The following is a 15428-nucleotide window of genomic DNA, read 5'->3' as shown; positions in this document are numbered from 1 at the left end:
CCATGCCTTGTGTTGTCATCAATGGCCGAACTGCTCCCGAAGGATGCGCTCGTCCAGGCTGTGCCCGGGATCGTGCAGCATCACAAGATCGACGCTGCGATCCATGGAGATATCCACCCGGGAAACATTGCGAAACTCCGTGTGATCGGCCACCGCGCTCACGGGGCGGTTCTCGGTCTCCAGGACCTCGATCTGGATCTTGGCATAATCCGGGAGCAGGGCGCCGCGCCACCGGCGCGGGCGGAAGGCAGAAATCGGCGTGAGGGCGAGCAATGGCGCGTTCAGCGGAAGGATCGGCCCGCCGACGGAGAGATTATAGGCGGTCGATCCGGCAGGGGTCGCCACGAGGATGCCATCTGCGATGAGCTCAGAGATCCGCACGCGATTGTCGACGCTCACCCGCAGCTTCGCCGCCTGATAGGTCTGGCGCAGCATGGAGACCTCGTTGATGGCCCGGGCCGTATGAGCCACCCCATGCACATCCCAGGCCACCATCAGAAGCGGGTGAACCACGCTGCGCTCGGCCGCTTCCAGGCGCTCGAACAGATCTTCATCCCGGAAGTCGTTCATCAGGAAGCCGACGGTGCCCTTGTTCATGCCGTAGATGGGCTTGGCTGACCCCATGAAGCGGTGAAGGCTCTGCAGCATCAGGCCATCGCCACCGAGGGCCACGATGACGTCGGCATCCTCGGGGCTGACATTGGCGTAACGATCCTGCAGGACCTGAAGCGCGTTCTGGGCGTCAGGCGCGGCACTGGCCACGAGTGCGATGCTGTTGAAACGACGGGCCATGCCCAGTTACCCTCGCTGCGTCCGATAGGATGCGGAGGAAAGGCATAGCATGGATCGCCCACTTCTCGTCTATACGACCTTTCCCGATGTGGACATCGCGCTCGCGATCGGGGAGGGCCTCGTTCGTGACCGGCTGATCGCCTGCATCAACGTGCTGCCCGGGATGAGGTCCGTCTATGCCTGGAAGGGCGCCATCGAACAGGGCCAGGAGACAGTCGCCATCCTGAAGACCCGGAAGGGTCTTCAGGATCGTGTGCATCGGGCGCTGAAGGAGAGGCACCCCTACGAGACCCCGGTCGTTCTCTTCATCGAGCCGACCGGCGGGGATGCGGCCACCCTGGAGTGGCTTTTCACGGAAACAGCTGGAGGCTTGTCCTAAACTGCAGGGTTCCACTGCACAGGAACAAACCGGAAGCCGTTGCCGTCCTTGGCGATATGGCCCGTGGCCGGGAAGGGGGCGTGGTAGAAGGCAACCTGCGCCCGCTCGGAGGCCGCCATGTCGAGCATCCGGCGGCGGGTGGCGCGAGCCTGGTCAGCGTCCATATCGAACACGGCCGACCAGTCCGGATTGCGCACGAACAGCGCCGGATGGTTCGTGATGTCGGACATGATCATCAGCTTGCCGTTGCCGGATGAGAGCATATACGCCGTGTGGCCCGGCGTATGACCAGGGGCAGCAACGGCGGTCAGGCCCGGCACGATCTCCTTGTCCATCTCGTAGCGCTTCACATTGCTGGCGATGGGGCCAAAGACTCGGCGTACACCCTGGAAGGCACCCTTCATGGCCTCCGGTGCCTGGTTCATGCGCGCATCGTCCATCCAGAAGGCCCATTCGGCGGCTGGGACCATCACTTCGGCATTCGGGAAAACAGCCGTGCCGTCCTTCAGGCGCAGGCCGTTGATGTGGTCGCCATGGAAATGGCTGATCACGACCGTATTCACCTGGGCCGGATCAAACCCGGCGGCGCGGAAGTTCGTCATCCAGCGGCCGGAGGTCGGCGCTCCCATGTCACCGTTGCCGGTGTCGATCAGGGTCAGGCGTCCGCCCTGGTTGAGCACGAGGGTGTTGAAGGTGATCGGCAGCGCATTGCCGGGGAGGAAGGCCTCCTGCATCGCCTGCTGCACCTGGGACAACTCGGCGTTGCGGACGAAGCCCTCAAGGGGGCGCTGGGCGAAGCCGTCGTTGATTGCCGTGACCTCGACATCGCCGACCTTGTAGCGGTAGAAGCCGGGCGCCTGGCGCGGGGCTGAGCCTTGAGCAGGAGTTGGCGCGGAAGGGGTGGTTTGAGCCAGGGCCGGCCCGACGACGGGGGCAGCGGCAAGAGCGGTGGTGGCAAGAACGGCGCGGCGTGTGATCGTCATAAGCGTCTCCAGCGGTGAGAGCAAAAGCCTAGAACGGTTACGCTTGCAAGCAAGGGAGCATCCTTTCACAAGTCAGCGAGCAGGATAGGGCCGCTGTCCTTATTCGACGCGGGTGAGATGGTGGAGGGCGATGCCGCTCGTGGTCGCCACGTTCAGAGAATCGAAACCGCCGCTCATCGGGATGGACACGGTTCGGGTCCGCGCCAGAAGATCTGGGGGCAGGCCGGGTCCCTCAGCCCCGAGGAGCAGGGCCGTGCGCCGGGCAGGCCGGACCTGCGAGAGAATCTCAGTGCCGGAGGGAGAGAGAGCGATGACCTCGAAGGAAGCCACCTGCAGGGCTCGCACCAGGGCATCTGCTGCGGGCGCGCGCGTGAAGGGCACCACCAGTGCCCCGCCGACGGAGACGCGAATGGCTTTCCGATAAAGGGGATCGCAGGTTTCCGGGTCAAGCAGAACGGCGTTGGCGCCGAAGGCGGCAGCGTTGCGGAAGATCCCACCCACATTGTCATGATTGGCCAGCCCGACCAGCCCAACCACGAGGGCATTCTCCGGCAGGCCCGCAAGAATTTCCTCAATCGAGGGCAGGGGCGGGCGCCGGGCCACGGCGAGAATGCCCCTGTGGATCGGGAAGCCCACAATGGCGTCCATCACCTGCCGGTTCGCCGTATAGACCGGGATCGCAGGGGAGAGCATGGGCAACGCATCACTCAGGCCCTCAACACGGCTCTCCGCCAGCAGGAGCGATTCGATCTCGAACCGGGGCTGCCTGAGCAGAACCCTCAGGACCACCTCACCTTCGGCCACGAAGCGGTGCTGCCGCCCGACAAGATCCCGTTCCCGAACAGCCCGGTAGGCTTCGATCCGAGGGTCGTCAGGATCTGAGAGGGCAATCAGCATGGGGACTTATCGGGCTTTGGCGCTGTAGACATCCAACGTGTCTAATCTCAGGTCGCGGCTTTGCCTATGCAGAACCTTCGAGCGGAACAAGGACTTTCCATTCCGGTTAGCCCTTCAAGAACAGGCAGGGCTGCACAGGCAGCCCTTCGCAAGGAGAAGGATGATGTGGGATATAGCCGATGGTTGGATCTGGGCGCTGGTTATCGTCGGCGGTCCGTTGCTGATCGGCATCTTCATGGCCGTATACAGCCGTCGCCGCAGACTGACGCGGACCGAGCAGAAGGTTTCCGACGAGGTCGCGCATAAGAATTGGGGCAAGGAACAGATTCGCTAGGGATCAGACGCCCCGGTCTACGGTGATACTGCCCACCATACCGAAGCCGGCGTGCAGGAAATGCGTGCAGGTCACGGCGTAATTCCCTGCCGCTGGGACCAAGCGGAGGGTACGGCTTTGGTTGCCTCCAAGCTCGATTTTTCCACCCGCCACGGCGCCCGCATCGGCCGGATCGATTCTTGCCGCCGCGAAGAACGAGGGGGCTGAAAAGTTGTGTCCGCCGGAGCCCCTGTTCACGGAACGGAGCCTATAGGCCTGGCCCTGCCGAAGGTGAAGTCTCTGGGGTGTGAACGCAAAATCCGTGAGGATCACATCAACTGGTTGAGCCCTGGTTCGGGATTGCGCTGCAACCGTGGCGTTGGCGCAGAGGCCTGACAGGAGTACCAGAACCAGGAGAGCAGCCCTCATTGCAGCCTCCTCCATTCATGCCAGATCAGAGATTACCATTTCCTCGGTGCCGGGACGATCTAGATCGGTCAAACGGCTCCGTCCGGGGATCAGCGTGATGGCTTTTGATCGCGCCAATTGTGCTCCAGCCCTTTCCGGGTCGTATCCAAATGGCTGTCAGGAGAGCCGGAGATCTCCCGTGACAGCCGTGTCGTAATGATCCCGGCGATGACGGCCGATGCCACTGCGGCCGACCCCATCACGTTCAGCAGGAACACTTCCATGAGGGCCTCCAGCAAGAGCTGGATGGCAGATTAGGCGCATTTTGCGGGAACTCATGTGTGGGCAGATGGGCTACTCCGGCCGACGGTAGGATGCCGAAAGGGAAGAGGGCAGGCTTTGCCATCATCAAGGGGAAGCCGCTTCCGGCCGCTGGTCCGTAAAAAGCGGAAAGCCTCGGCGAGATGCCGAGGCTTTTGGTGAAACATGGCCTGTTTCATTAGAAGAGTGGTGCCGGTGGAGAGGATCGAACTCCCGACCTTCGGTTTACAAAACCGCTGCACTACCGCTGTGCTACACCGGCTGAACTTGCAGGCTGAGGTAGCAGCACACGCAGCAGGACGCAAGTTCCATACAAACGTAAATATTAAGTGTTCCAGCACACCGAAACCAACTCCTGGCTCTGCGATTGTAAGGCAAAGAGAAACCAAGGAGTTGGTATCATGGAGACCTCAGGGGCTTCTGTTCCGTCTAGACCCTCGCCGCTGCAAGGCGGCCTCAAACTTCTCGTCGTATTGTCGATCTTCGCCGGTGCAGGCCTGGTTGGAGCAGTCGAGGCTGCACCGGCCAGCCAAGGTGCCGCGGCCAAGCCCGCGAAGGAGGCGGTGACCTCAGTGTCGGCCAAGGACGTGGACACCACAGCTTCGGTTCAGTCGGGTACGGGTGGCGATGCTTATTGCGATATCTCGCGGAAGCGCATGTTCGTCGAAGGCGAGGGTTGGATCGTCCGCCGCGTGACGACCTGCTACTGACCGGCGGCTTCACCTGTTCAACGAAAAGCCCCGCCTTTCGGCGGGGCTTTCCTGTTCATGAGAGGCTTTCCGGAAGCTTAACGCCTTACGCCGGCGCCTTCGTAGGTCATGATATCCCGGTCCTTGGTTTCCGGCACGAAGAGCAGGCCGACCACGAAGGTCACCAGGGCGATCACGATCGGGTACCACAGGCCGTAGTAGATGTCGCCGGTGGCAGCCACCATCGCGAAGGCGGTGGGAGGCAACAGACCGCCGAACCAGCCGTTGGCGATGTGGTAGGGCAAGGACATCGCGGTATAGCGGATGCGGGTGGGGAAGAACTCCACCAGAGCAGCGGCGATCGGGCCGTACACCATGGTGACGTAAATCACCAGAATGGTCAGGATGCCGATGGCCTTGAGAGCCTGAGCATTGCCAAGGGCGTCGAAGAAGCCGCCGACCTTCAGGATGGTCGGATCGCCGGCCTTCGGATAGCCCGCCTCTGCAGCCGCTGCCGTGAAGGCCGTGATGTTGGCCGGAATGGCAGCAGCAATTGGAGTTTCCTTGCCGTTGAAGGTCACCTTCGGAGCGGTACCAGCAGCAGCCGGAACGAGCTCGTACTTGACCGCCGAGCGAGCCAGGGCCACGCGGGCGATGTCGCACGGTGCGGTGAAGGTGCGGATGCCGACCGGATCGAACACCGAGCCGCAGGTGGCAGGATCCGCCACAACCTGGACCTTCGCGGTCTCAAGCGCCTGGTTGAGGCGTGGGCTGGCCACATTCGTGAGAGCGCCGAAGAGCGGGAAGTAGGTAATCGCCGCAATCAGGCAGCCGCCGAGAATCACCGGCTTGCGGCCGATCTTATCCGACAGCGCCCCGAAGAAGACGAAGCCTCCGGTTCCGATGATCAGCGACCAGGCGATCAGCACGTTCGAGGTAAGCAGGTCGACCTTCAGGATGCTCTGGAGGAAGAACAGCGCGTAGAACTGGCCGGTGTACCATACCACCGCCTGGCCGATCGCGAGGCCGATCAGAGCGATGAGCACCATCTTGAGGTTGCTCCACTGGCCGAACGCCTCCTTCAGGGGAGCCTTCGACAGGGTGCCTTCTTCCTTCATCTTCTTGAAGGCCGGCGACTCGTTCATCTGGAGACGGATCCAGACGGAAATGCCGAGGAGCACCACGGAAAGCAGGAACGGAATGCGCCAGCCGGCAATCGGCCAGCCCTCACCGGTCTGGAAGCCCTGCTCACCCATCCATGTGCGCAGCACGAGAATGACTACGAGCGACAGCAGCAGGCCGACAGTCGCCGTGATCTGGATGAAGCTGGTGTAGAAGCCGCGACGGCCCACCGGAGCGTGCTCGGCCACATAAACCGCCGCACCGCCGTATTCGCCGCCGAGCGCCAGGCCCTGCAGCATGCGCAGTGCGATCAGCACAACCGGTGCAATCCAGCCGATCTGGGCGTAGCTGGGCAGCAGGCCGACCAGGAAGGTCGAGAAGCCCATGATCAGGATCGTGATCAGGAAGGTGTACTTACGGCCAACCAGATCGCCGATGCGGCCGAAGAAGATGGCGCCGAACGGGCGGACCAGGAAGCCTGCCGCGAAGGCGAGAAGCGCGAAGACGTTACGGGTCGTCACGTCGAAGGCGGAGAAGAACTGCGCGCCGATGATCGTGGCGAGGGAGCCGTAGAGATAGAAATCATACCATTCGAAGACGGTGCCGAGGGAGGAGGCCAGAATGACCTTCTTCTCCTCTCGCGTCATCGGCCGCGCTGCGGCGGCCGAATGCGGCGTAGTTGCTGCTGTTGCCATAGGGTTCCCTTCCATAGATGTGCCCGGTGATCCGGGTTCTGGGCCGCAAGCCCGCCTGGCGGGCTCTTAGGCCGAGGCATCGTGACTGCTCAGCACAGTCAAGAAAGTCCATCGAACGGGAGGCTACCTCCGGACTTTGTTTCCACAATTCACAATTGGTATTTGCGACTTCCGTCTAAGAAGTCGCGTGATCATGAAAAATCTTCAGCAAGGACAATGGCTTATCTTCGTGCAGGGCATCACTTTCCAGCGTTTCTGGCGGCGCCTCTGACCACAGCATAAAGGGAAATGGCTGTGGCATTGGAGACGTTCAGGCTCTTGATGGCACCGGGCATATCGAGCCGTCCGATCACGTCGCAGCATTCGCGCGTTCTCTGGCGCAATCCCTTGCCTTCCGAGCCCAGAACCAGAACGACGGGCAGCGTGATCTGCACCTCATCCAGGCTCGCGTCCCCCGTGGAATCGAGGCCGATTCGCTGGAAACCGCGCTCGCCAAGCGCTGTGAGCGTATCTCCAAGGTTCCGCACGATCATGAAGGGCACGTGCTCGAGTCCGCCCGACGCGGACTTGGCCAGAACGCCCGTGGCAGCCGGACTGTGCCTTGCCGTGGTGATGATGGCTTCCACATCGAAAGCCGCTGCCGTTCGGACGATGGCACCGACATTGTGAGGGTCTGTGATCTGGTCGAGAGCCAGGACCACGCGCTTTCCGCTCAAGGTGTCGACTGACGGCGAGGGCAGGGGATCGGCCTCGGCATACAGGCCCTGGTGAACAGCGTCCGGTTCCAGAAGGCGGTTGATCTCGTCAGGGCGGACGATCTCGGGTTCGATAGGCAACGGAGCGCCCAGTTCCTCGCTGAGGCGCCGTGCGGAGTTCTCGGTCGCCAGCAGGCGGCGAATCGTTCGATTGCCGTTGCGTAAGGCTTCAGCCACCGGGTGCCACCCATAGAGAATGGTGGTGTCGATCTCGAAATTCGGCCGTTTGGCCTGATGGTCGCGGCGGCCGGGCTTCCCATGGGGGCGCTGAAAACGGGGCTTGCGGAAGGGGGATGGGCGCTCGCTCATGCTCTTTAAATCTCACGTGTTGTTCCCAGGGCAATAGCACAGGGAGCGCCCATTCACGACCATCCGATTTCGTTGCGCTTTGAGGTTGACACCGGCCATCCACCTCACCATAAGAGCGCCACGGAGCGTCGGGCCTTGGCCAAGCGCTTTACAGAACGGCCTCGGCGTTTTGCGTTCGGGTTGGGTTCTTAGGGGGAATGTCCCGAGCGGCAAAGGGGGCGGACTGTAAATCCGCTGGCTATGCCTTCGTAGGTTCGAGTCCTACTTCCCCCACCACCCAATCAGAAGGGCATGCGGGTGTAGCTCAATGGTAGAGCAGCAGCCTTCCAAGCTGAATACGAGGGTTCGATTCCCTTCACCCGCTCCACCTTTCCCTGCAGTTCCTGTCTAGCTTGTGCTTTTGGCGGTAAGCACCTCTGGTGAGGCGTCCGGCGATCCGTGCTTGGTGGGCGAGGGGATCGGCTTATAGGCATAAGGTTCTGCAATTTCGAAATTGGCTCTTGCACAATGAGCCCAACCGCAATATCGGACGCCCCTGGGTTTTTTGTTCCTGGCCTATGTAAGGTAGAGATCAATGGCGAAGGAAAAGTTTGAGCGGACTAAGCCGCACTGCAACATTGGGACGATTGGTCACGTGGACCATGGCAAGACGTCTCTGACGGCGGCGATCACGAAGGTTCTGGCGGAGTCGGGCGGGGCGACGTTTACGGCCTACGACCAGATCGACAAGGCGCCGGAGGAGAAGGCACGCGGGATCACGATCTCGACCGCCCACGTGGAGTACGAGACCAAGAACCGGCACTATGCCCACGTCGACTGCCCCGGCCACGCCGACTACGTGAAGAACATGATCACGGGCGCGGCGCAGATGGATGGCGCGATCCTGGTGGTGTCCTCGGCCGACGGCCCGATGCCGCAGACCCGCGAGCACATCCTTCTGGCGCGCCAGGTCGGCGTTCCGGCGCTGGTGGTGTTCATGAACAAGGTCGACATGGTCGACGACGCCGAGCTGCTCGACCTGGTCGAGCTCGAGGTGCGCGAACTTCTGTCGAAGTACGACTTCCCCGGCGACGACATTCCGATCGTGAAGGGCTCGGCCCTGTGCGCTCTGGAGGATCGCCAGCCTGAGATCGGCCGCGACGCGGTGCTCAAGCTGATGGCGGAGGTGGATGCCTACATTCCGCAGCCGGAGCGTCCGATCGACCAGCCGTTCCTGATGCCGATCGAGGACGTGTTCTCGATCTCGGGCCGCGGCACGGTGGTGACGGGTCGCGTCGAGCGCGGCGTGGTCAAGGTCGGCGAGGAAGTGGAGATCGTGGGCCTGCGCGACACCGTGAAGACGACGGTGACGGGCGTTGAGATGTTCCGCAAGCTGCTCGACCAGGGCCAGGCGGGCGACAACGTGGGCGTTCTGCTGCGCGGCACGAAGCGCGAGGACGTGGAGCGCGGTCAGGTGCTGTGCAAGCCCGGCTCGATCAAGCCGCACACGAAGTTCAAGGCCGAGGCCTACATCCTGACGAAGGAAGAGGGCGGTCGTCATACGCCGTTCTTCGGCAACTACCGTCCGCAGTTCTACTTCCGCACGACGGACGTGACGGGGGTGGTGACGCTGCCGGAGGGCACCGAGATGGTGATGCCGGGCGACAACATCACGATGGAAGTGACGCTGATTGCGCCGATCGCCATGGAGGAGAAGCTGCGCTTCGCCATCCGTGAGGGCGGCCGTACCGTCGGCGCCGGCGTCGTCGCCGCAGTGATGGACTAATACCGATCCAGGTGGCGGGTTTCCGCCACCTGTTGACCGCCGGAGGAGTGTAGCTCAATCGGCTAGAGCACCGGTCTCCAAAACCGGGGGTTGGGGGTTCGAGTCCCTCCACTCCTGCCAGCGGTCGACAAAGCGGGCGTTTTGCTTTAAAGAGCGCCCCGCAGATGGTTTGAACAGGTGGCGCGAGGCTTGAAAAAGCAGCCTCGCGCCCCTTCAATTTGGGCTCAAGCATGCCCTTAGAGGACGTCCGCTGTTGCTCTCAAGGCGACGTGGGCGCAGTGAAATGGCGAAGACGAACCCGTTCGATTTCATACAGCAGGTCCGCTCGGAAGCCGCGAAGGTGACCTGGCCGACGCGCAAGGAGACCATGATCACGACCGCCATGGTGTTCGTGATGGTGGTCCTTGCCAGCATCTTCTTCCTGGTCGTCGATCAGGTGATCGGCTGGGGCGTTCGCTCCGTAATTCTCGGGCTTGGTGGTTAAGAGGCGGATGCAATGACGAAGCGTTGGTATATCGTCCACGCCTACTCGAACTTCGAGAACAAGGTCGCCCAGTCGATCAAGGATCAGGCTGCCCAGCGTGGCTTGGAAGACAAGTTCGATGAGGTCATGGTGCCGACCGAGAAGGTGGTCGAGGTGCGCCGCGGCCGTAAGGTCGATACGGAGCGCAAGTTCTTCCCGGGCTACGTCCTGGTGAAGTGCGACCTGACCGACGAGGTCTATCACCTCATCAAGAATACCCCGAAGGTGACGGGCTTCCTGGGCGCGGACAAGTCCAAGCCGGTTCCGATCCCGGATCGCGAGGCCGAGCGCATCAAGGGTCAGGTGGCCGAGGGTGTCGATCATCCTAAGCCCTCCGTCAGCTTCGAGGTCGGCGAGCAGGTCCGCGTCTCGGACGGCCCCTTCGCCTCGTTCAACGGCGTCGTCGAGGAAGTCGACCACGCCCGGGCCCGCCTCAAGGTGGCGGTCTCCATCTTCGGCCGCGCCACGCCGGTCGAGCTCGAATACGCTCAGGTCGAGAAGGTCTGAGCGTTTCGGGAAGTGGCACCTGACTGGTGACACTTTCCAGGCCCTATGACAGGGCCTTTCATCCGCGGAAGGTCTGCCCGGTCGCCAGCCGGGAGCTTCAGGCCGCACCGCGATCTGCAACTGCCATGCCGCTCGGTTGGCGCCGGGCGGGTGGTCCATTGGGAGCAGTCCTATGGCAAAGAAAATCTCGGGCTACGTTAAGCTTCAAGTGCCCGCAGGCGCAGCCAACCCGTCGCCGCCGATCGGTCCGGCGCTCGGTCAGCGCGGCCTGAACATCATGGAATTCTGCAAAGCCTTCAACGCGAAGACCGCGCAGATGGAGAAGGGCACCCCGATCCCGGTGATCATCACCGCGTATCAGGATCGTTCCTTCACCTTCGAGATGAAGCAGCCCCCGGTCTCGTACTGGCTCAAGAAGGCCGCGAAGATCGACAAGGGTTCGCAGACCCCCGGCAAGGGCGGCAATGTCGGCCGCGTGACCCGCGACCAGATCCGTGAGATCGCCGAGAAGAAGATGGTCGATCTCAACTGCGACACCGTTGAATCCGCCATGGCCATGATCGAGGGCTCCGCGCGCTCGATGGGCATGGAAGTGGCATAAGGAGGGCATGATGGCTGTTAAGGAAGGTAAGCGCATCCGCGCCGCCCGCGAGGGCATCGAGGCCACCAAGCTGTATCCGATCCAGGACGCGGTGAAGCTGATCAAGGAACGCGCCAAGGCGAAGTTCGACGAGACCATCGAGGTCTCCATGAACCTCGGCGTTGATCCCCGCCACGCCGACCAGATGGTCCGCGGCGTCTGCAACCTGCCGAACGGCTCCGGCCGTACGGTCCGCGTGGCCGTGTTCGCACGCGGCGCCAAGGCCGACGAGGCTAAGGCAGCCGGTGCCGACGTGGTGGGCGCTGAGGAGCTCTTCGAGACCGTCAACGGCGGCACGATCGACTTCGACCGCTGCATCGCGACCCCGGACATGATGCCGCTCGTCGGCCGTCTTGGTAAGGTGCTCGGCCCCCGCGGCCTGATGCCGAACCCGAAGGTCGGAACGGTCACCATGGACGTGAAGGGTGCCGTGGAAGCCGCCAAGGGCGGCGCCGTCGAGTTCCGCGTCGAGAAGGCCGGCATCGTCCATGCCGGCATCGGCAAGGCCTCGTTCGACGAGGGCAAGCTCGTGGAGAACATCAAGGCGTTCGCCGATGCGGTCTCCAAGGCCAAGCCCACGGGCGCCAAGGGCACCTACATCCAGCGCGTCGCGATCTCCTCGACGATGGGCCCGGGCGTGAAGGTCGATCCCTCCTCGGTAATCGGCGGCTAACAAGCCCGTTGCTAGACAATCGAGAAAGCCCGGCCTTCGTGCCGGGCTTTTTCTTTTCCGAGTCCCTTTTCGGATCGTTCTGGTGCAAAAAATTCCAACGGGATGTCGATCCTGCGGATGCCCGTTCGTCGTAGAGGCAGGAGAGCCCGTGCGGCCTCCCTGGATCACAAGGAGATGAGACGATGCGCGTGATGGTGTTGGTGAAGGCGACCGAGGACAGCGAAGCGGGCGTCATGCCCACGACCGAGCTTTTCGAGGCCATGGGTCGGTTTAACGAAGAGCTGGTCAAGGCCGGCATTCTCCTGGCTGGTGACGGACTCAAGCCGTCGTCGCAGGGCAAGCGGGTTGCCTTCGACGGCCCGGGCCGCACTGTCATCGACGGGCCTTTCGCCGAGACCCGCGAGCTCGTCGCCGGCTTCTGGCTGTGGGAGGTCAAGGACATGGCGGAGGCGGTCGAGTGGGTGAAGCGCTGTCCCAATCCGATGTTCGGCCCGAGCGAGATCGAGATCCGTCCGATCTACGAGATGGCGGATTTCGGCGATGCCGTGACACCGGAAATCGCCGAGCGGGAAAGGCAGCTCCGGGCCAAGACCTCAGGCCAATGAGCCCTCCGGCCGCTTGCCCGCGGCTCGGGATGCCCTCGTGACCACGACGATGGCGGGGTCTGAAACCCACCAGGCGATCGAGGCGATCTTCCGGATCGAGCGGGCGAGGCTCATTGCCGGCTTGGCCAGGATGGTGCGGGACGTGGGGCTGGCCGAAGAGCTGGCGCAGGATGCCTTCGTCACGGCCCTGTCGGAATGGTCGAGAACCGGGGTCCCGGCCAATCCCGGCGCCTGGCTGACCGCCACGGCCAAGCGCCGGGCCATCGACCTCCTGCGACGCAGCAGGATGCTCGCTCGCAAGCACGCCGAGATCGGCCGCGACCTTTCGGAGGAGGACGAGGCCGGCATCGCGGCGATCGAGGCGGCCATGGATGACGATGTCGGCGACGAGTTGCTGGGCCTTATCTTCATCGCCTGCCACCCGGTCTTGTCCCGGGAGGCGCGGGTGGCGCTGACCCTGCGCCTGATCGGCGGACTGACGACGGACGAGATCGCCCGCGCCTACCTCACCAGCGAAGCCACGGTCGCCCAGCGGATCGTCCGGGCCAAGAAGACCCTCGGCAAGGCAGGCCTGTCCTTCGAGGTTCCGCGCGGCGAGGAACGGCGGGACCGCCTCGTTTCGGTGCTGGAGGTCATCTACCTGATCTTCAACGAAGGGTACTCGGCAACCGCGGGGGAGGACCTCATCCGTCCGGCCCTCTGTGCCGAGGCGCGGCGGCTGGGGCGCATCCTTGCCGGTCTGGCGCCCGACGAGCCTGAGGTCTTCGGCCTCCTCGCAATCATGGAAATCCAGGCCTCGCGCCTGGCAGCCCGTGTCGGGCCGCAGGGAGACGCGATCCCCCTGACCGAGCAGAACCGGGCGCTGTGGGACCGCTTTCTGATCCGTCGGGGTCTCGCGGCGCTGGAGCGCGCCGAAAGCTTGGGCGGTGCCGCTGGGCCTTATGCCCTCCAAGCCGCGCTTGCCGCCTGCCACGCCCGTGCCCTTCGGGCGGAGGAAACGGATTGGCCGAGGCTAGCCTCGCTCTATGACATCCTTCGCTCGGTCACGCCCTCGCCGGTCGTCGATCTCAACCGGGCGGTGGCGCATAGCATGGCGTTCGGCCCGGAAGCCGGCTTGGTGCTCGTGGACGAAATCGATCCGGCTGCTTTGCCCCACTATGCGCCTCTGCCGGCTGCGAAGGGGGATTTCCTGTTCCGTGCCGGTCGGCTGTCCGAAGCCAGGAACCACTTCGAGCTTGCGGCTGAGCTGAGCCGCAATGCGCGCGAGAAAGCCTTCCTTCTCGGAAGGGCAGCAGCCTGCTCAGTCTGATCGATGTCGGTTTGGTTCTCATGGGGCGCCTGATGATTCAGCATATCCGACGGAGGGCAGGGCGCTTCCAGCCATGCCACCGAGGCAATAGTCGGGCAGCCGAGCAGCCGAACCGAAGAAACTCCGTAACGTAAAGTAATACAGGTCGCCCGGCAAAAAGCCTCTTGGCAAATGCTTCAAAAAGGCTTAATAGGACGCGTTGAGTTTCCAACATAGGCCGAGGCTCCGCTTTCGCGCGGGCCTTTGGCTGCGAATCCGTCCCGGAGACGGGGCGGTGACAGGCCGGCGAGCCAAGAGGCAACTTTTGGCGCGTTCCGGCTATGTCCTGTCCAAGACTGCAGGTGCCGGCTTGCCGGTTTAATTCGAGAGGGCCTGCATAGACGGGGAAGCCGAGTTTTGCATCTGCTAACGCAGGTGAAGAGGATCGGTTCGAACCATCTCACCCGGTGCGCCGCCAGGCTCATTTGGGGGACAGGGCTTGCGAGAGCGTCGTTCAGGACGCCTTGGGCGCAAGTCCGGGCCTTGAACGGCAAATGCAACCGGCGGAGATTTCCGCCAACCGGAGAGAGCCCAGTGGAAAGAGCAGCAAAGCGCGAGCTCGTCTCGACTCTCAACGACGTGTTTTCGACCACGAGCGTTGTCGTCGTTGCACACTATGCTGGCCTCACGGTCGCCGACATGCAGAAGCTGCGCGCGCAGATGAAGCAGGCCGGTGCCACCGTAAAGGTCGCAAAAAACAGCCTCGCCAAAATCGCTCTCGAAGGCAAGGACGTCGCGTCCATTTCGGGCCTTATGAAAGGTCCGACCCTGATCGCTTATTCGAGCGATCCGGTCGCGGCGCCCAAGGTCGCTGTTGATTTCGCCAAGGGGAACGACAAGCTCGTGATCCTCGGTGGTGCAATGGGCACGACCACCCTGAACGTGGACGGAGTGAAGGCGCTTGCCACTCTGCCGTCCCTTGATGAACTGCGCGGCAAGCTGGTCGGCCTTATCCAGGCTCCGGCTACCAAGATCGCTCAGCTCAGCACTGCGCCGGCGGCGAAGCTCGCCCGCGTATTCGGGGCCTATGCCAAGACAGGCGAAGCGGCGTGAGGCCGTACCTCAAAACCATCAATCGTTCGAACTGAACCTAAGGAACTAAGAAATGGCTGATCTTGCCAAGCTCGTTGACGATCTTTCGTCGCTGACCGTTCTCGAGGCCGCCGAGCTCTCGAAGATGCTCGAAGAGAAGTGGGGCGTTTCCGCTGCTGCGGCTGTTGCCGTCGCGGCTGCTCCTGGCGCTGGTGCTGGCGCTGCTCCTGTTGAAGAGCAGACCGAGTTCACCGTCGTTCTCGCCGCTACCGGCGACAAGAAGATCGAGGTCATCAAGGAAGTCCGTGGCATCACGGGCCTGGGCCTCAAGGAAGCTAAGGACCTCGTCGAAGGTGCGCCGAAGCCCGTTAAGGAAGGCGTTTCCAAGGACGAAGCCGAGAAGATCAAGGCGACCCTCGAGAAGGTCGGCGCCAAGGTCGAGCTTAAGTAATTTTGCGGCCTTCATGGCCGCAGGGTTACCCCCGAGAAATCGGGGTTCAAAACACACGGTCCCAGGCGGTTTTTGCCTGGGGCCGTTGTGTCGTCAAAGAGGTCGAGCTTTCCTGCAGGCTCTCTTGGCGGCACCTCAAAGGGTCCAAGGCGGACCTGAATTCTTGCGGTTAGCGGGCGGTTTGAGCCGCCGGGCGGCTAATCGAGGCTCCTGAGCACCGG

19 protein-coding genes and 4 tRNA genes are annotated in these 15428 nt (G+C 62.8%); 15 read left to right on the top strand and 8 right to left on the bottom strand.

Annotation, left to right across the window (positions count from 1 at the left end):
• Positions 1 to 18: 18 nt before the first annotated feature.
• Positions 19 to 792, bottom strand: a complete 774-nt coding sequence (locus ILT44_RS09310) for an NAD kinase (RefSeq protein WP_204239288.1) — start codon at positions 790 to 792, stop codon at positions 19 to 21.
• 49 nt (positions 793 to 841) lie between these two features.
• Between ILT44_RS09310 and cutA the strand changes: the two genes are divergently transcribed.
• The gene (cutA, locus tag ILT44_RS09305) at positions 842 to 1171 is read left to right on the top strand and encodes a divalent-cation tolerance protein CutA (RefSeq protein WP_204239287.1); all 330 of its coding nucleotides are present in this window, start codon (positions 842 to 844) and stop codon (positions 1169 to 1171) included.
• Here the strand turns inward: cutA and ILT44_RS09300 are convergent.
• Positions 1168 to 2154: an MBL fold metallo-hydrolase gene (locus ILT44_RS09300; RefSeq protein ID WP_204239286.1), complete on the bottom strand. Its 987-nt coding sequence runs from the start codon at positions 2152 to 2154 to the stop codon at positions 1168 to 1170. The two genes, cutA and ILT44_RS09300, sit on opposite strands and share 4 nt — an antisense overlap.
• Positions 2155 to 2253: 99 nt before the next feature.
• Positions 2254 to 3051, bottom strand: a complete 798-nt coding sequence (locus tag ILT44_RS09295; RefSeq protein WP_204239285.1) for a TrmH family RNA methyltransferase — start codon at positions 3049 to 3051, stop codon at positions 2254 to 2256.
• Between the two features lie 163 nt (positions 3052 to 3214).
• Here ILT44_RS09295 and ILT44_RS09290 point away from each other — a divergent pair, with 163 nt between their 5' ends.
• On the top strand, positions 3215 to 3385 hold the full coding sequence (locus tag ILT44_RS09290) for a hypothetical protein (RefSeq protein ID WP_204239284.1): 171 nt from the start codon (positions 3215 to 3217) through the stop codon (positions 3383 to 3385).
• A gap of 3 nt (positions 3386 to 3388) precedes the next feature.
• Here the strand turns inward: ILT44_RS09290 and ILT44_RS09285 are convergent, their stop codons facing one another.
• The 3 genes from ILT44_RS09285 to ILT44_RS09275 all read right to left on the bottom strand — a co-directional run bounded on the left by ILT44_RS09285 (position 3389) and on the right by ILT44_RS09275 (position 4355).
• Entirely contained in the window at positions 3389 to 3793 is a 405-nt protein-coding gene (locus ILT44_RS09285) for a cupredoxin domain-containing protein (protein WP_204239283.1), read from the bottom strand.
• An 89-nt stretch (positions 3794 to 3882) separates the two neighbouring features.
• Positions 3883 to 4056 carry a hypothetical protein gene (locus ILT44_RS09280; RefSeq protein WP_204239282.1) on the bottom strand — a complete coding sequence of 58 codons (174 nt, stop codon included), beginning with the start codon at positions 4054 to 4056 and terminating at the stop codon, positions 3883 to 3885.
• 224 nt (positions 4057 to 4280) lie between these two features.
• Positions 4281 to 4355, bottom strand: a tRNA-Thr gene (locus ILT44_RS09275).
• A gap of 139 nt (positions 4356 to 4494) precedes the next feature.
• On the opposite strand from ILT44_RS09275, the gene ILT44_RS09270 reads away from it, so the two are divergent.
• Positions 4495 to 4803 carry a hypothetical protein gene (locus ILT44_RS09270; protein ID WP_204239281.1) on the top strand — a complete coding sequence of 103 codons (309 nt, stop codon included), beginning with the start codon at positions 4495 to 4497 and terminating at the stop codon, positions 4801 to 4803.
• A gap of 77 nt (positions 4804 to 4880) precedes the next feature.
• Here ILT44_RS09270 and ILT44_RS09265 read toward each other — a convergent pair whose 3' ends face one another.
• Positions 4881 to 6599, bottom strand: coding sequence for an MFS transporter (locus ILT44_RS09265; RefSeq protein WP_204239280.1), 1719 nt, complete (start codon positions 6597 to 6599; stop codon positions 4881 to 4883).
• 239 nt (positions 6600 to 6838) lie between these two features.
• On the bottom strand, positions 6839 to 7663 hold the full coding sequence (locus ILT44_RS09260) for a TrmH family RNA methyltransferase (protein ID WP_204239279.1): 825 nt from the start codon (positions 7661 to 7663) through the stop codon (positions 6839 to 6841).
• A 191-nt stretch (positions 7664 to 7854) separates the two neighbouring features.
• Here ILT44_RS09260 and ILT44_RS09255 point away from each other — a divergent pair.
• The 12 genes from ILT44_RS09255 (at position 7855) to rplL (ending at position 15207) form a co-directional block, all read left to right on the top strand.
• Positions 7855 to 7939 (top strand) — tRNA-Tyr (locus ILT44_RS09255).
• Between the two features lie 17 nt (positions 7940 to 7956).
• A tRNA-Gly gene (locus tag ILT44_RS09250) sits at positions 7957 to 8030 on the top strand.
• 207 nt (positions 8031 to 8237) lie between these two features.
• A complete protein-coding gene (tuf, locus tag ILT44_RS09245) occupies positions 8238 to 9428 on the top strand; it encodes an elongation factor Tu (protein ID WP_204239266.1) in 1191 nt (396 codons plus the stop codon).
• 43 nt (positions 9429 to 9471) lie between these two features.
• Positions 9472 to 9548, top strand: a tRNA-Trp gene (locus tag ILT44_RS09240).
• Positions 9549 to 9711: 163 nt separating this feature from the next.
• Positions 9712 to 9912, top strand: a complete 201-nt coding sequence (gene secE / locus ILT44_RS09235; protein ID WP_204239278.1) for a preprotein translocase subunit SecE — start codon at positions 9712 to 9714, stop codon at positions 9910 to 9912.
• A gap of 12 nt (positions 9913 to 9924) precedes the next feature.
• Positions 9925 to 10458: a transcription termination/antitermination protein NusG gene (nusG, locus tag ILT44_RS09230; RefSeq protein WP_099511376.1), complete on the top strand. Its 534-nt coding sequence runs from the start codon at positions 9925 to 9927 to the stop codon at positions 10456 to 10458.
• Positions 10459 to 10630: 172 nt separating this feature from the next.
• Complete coding sequence (gene rplK / locus ILT44_RS09225; RefSeq protein ID WP_099511377.1) at positions 10631 to 11059, top strand: 50S ribosomal protein L11; 429 nt, start codon at positions 10631 to 10633, stop codon at positions 11057 to 11059.
• A gap of 10 nt (positions 11060 to 11069) precedes the next feature.
• Positions 11070 to 11771, top strand: a complete 702-nt coding sequence (gene rplA / locus ILT44_RS09220; RefSeq protein ID WP_204239277.1) for a 50S ribosomal protein L1 — start codon at positions 11070 to 11072, stop codon at positions 11769 to 11771.
• A 182-nt stretch (positions 11772 to 11953) separates the two neighbouring features.
• Positions 11954 to 12376: a YciI family protein gene (locus tag ILT44_RS09215; RefSeq protein WP_204239276.1), complete on the top strand. Its 423-nt coding sequence runs from the start codon at positions 11954 to 11956 to the stop codon at positions 12374 to 12376.
• A gap of 49 nt (positions 12377 to 12425) precedes the next feature.
• Complete coding sequence (locus ILT44_RS09210; RefSeq protein WP_239468037.1) at positions 12426 to 13685, top strand: RNA polymerase sigma factor; 1260 nt, start codon at positions 12426 to 12428, stop codon at positions 13683 to 13685.
• A gap of 573 nt (positions 13686 to 14258) precedes the next feature.
• Complete coding sequence (gene rplJ, locus ILT44_RS09205; protein WP_204239274.1) at positions 14259 to 14777, top strand: 50S ribosomal protein L10; 519 nt, start codon at positions 14259 to 14261, stop codon at positions 14775 to 14777.
• Between the two features lie 52 nt (positions 14778 to 14829).
• Positions 14830 to 15207 carry a 50S ribosomal protein L7/L12 gene (gene rplL / locus ILT44_RS09200; RefSeq protein WP_204239273.1) on the top strand — a complete coding sequence of 126 codons (378 nt, stop codon included), beginning with the start codon at positions 14830 to 14832 and terminating at the stop codon, positions 15205 to 15207.
• Positions 15208 to 15428 lie beyond the last annotated feature (221 nt).

The sequence above is a fragment of the Microvirga arvi genome (assembly GCF_016892765.1).
GTDB lineage: Bacteria > Pseudomonadota > Alphaproteobacteria > Rhizobiales > Beijerinckiaceae > Microvirga > Microvirga arvi.
This window is presented reverse-complemented; position numbering and strand designations above follow the sequence as displayed.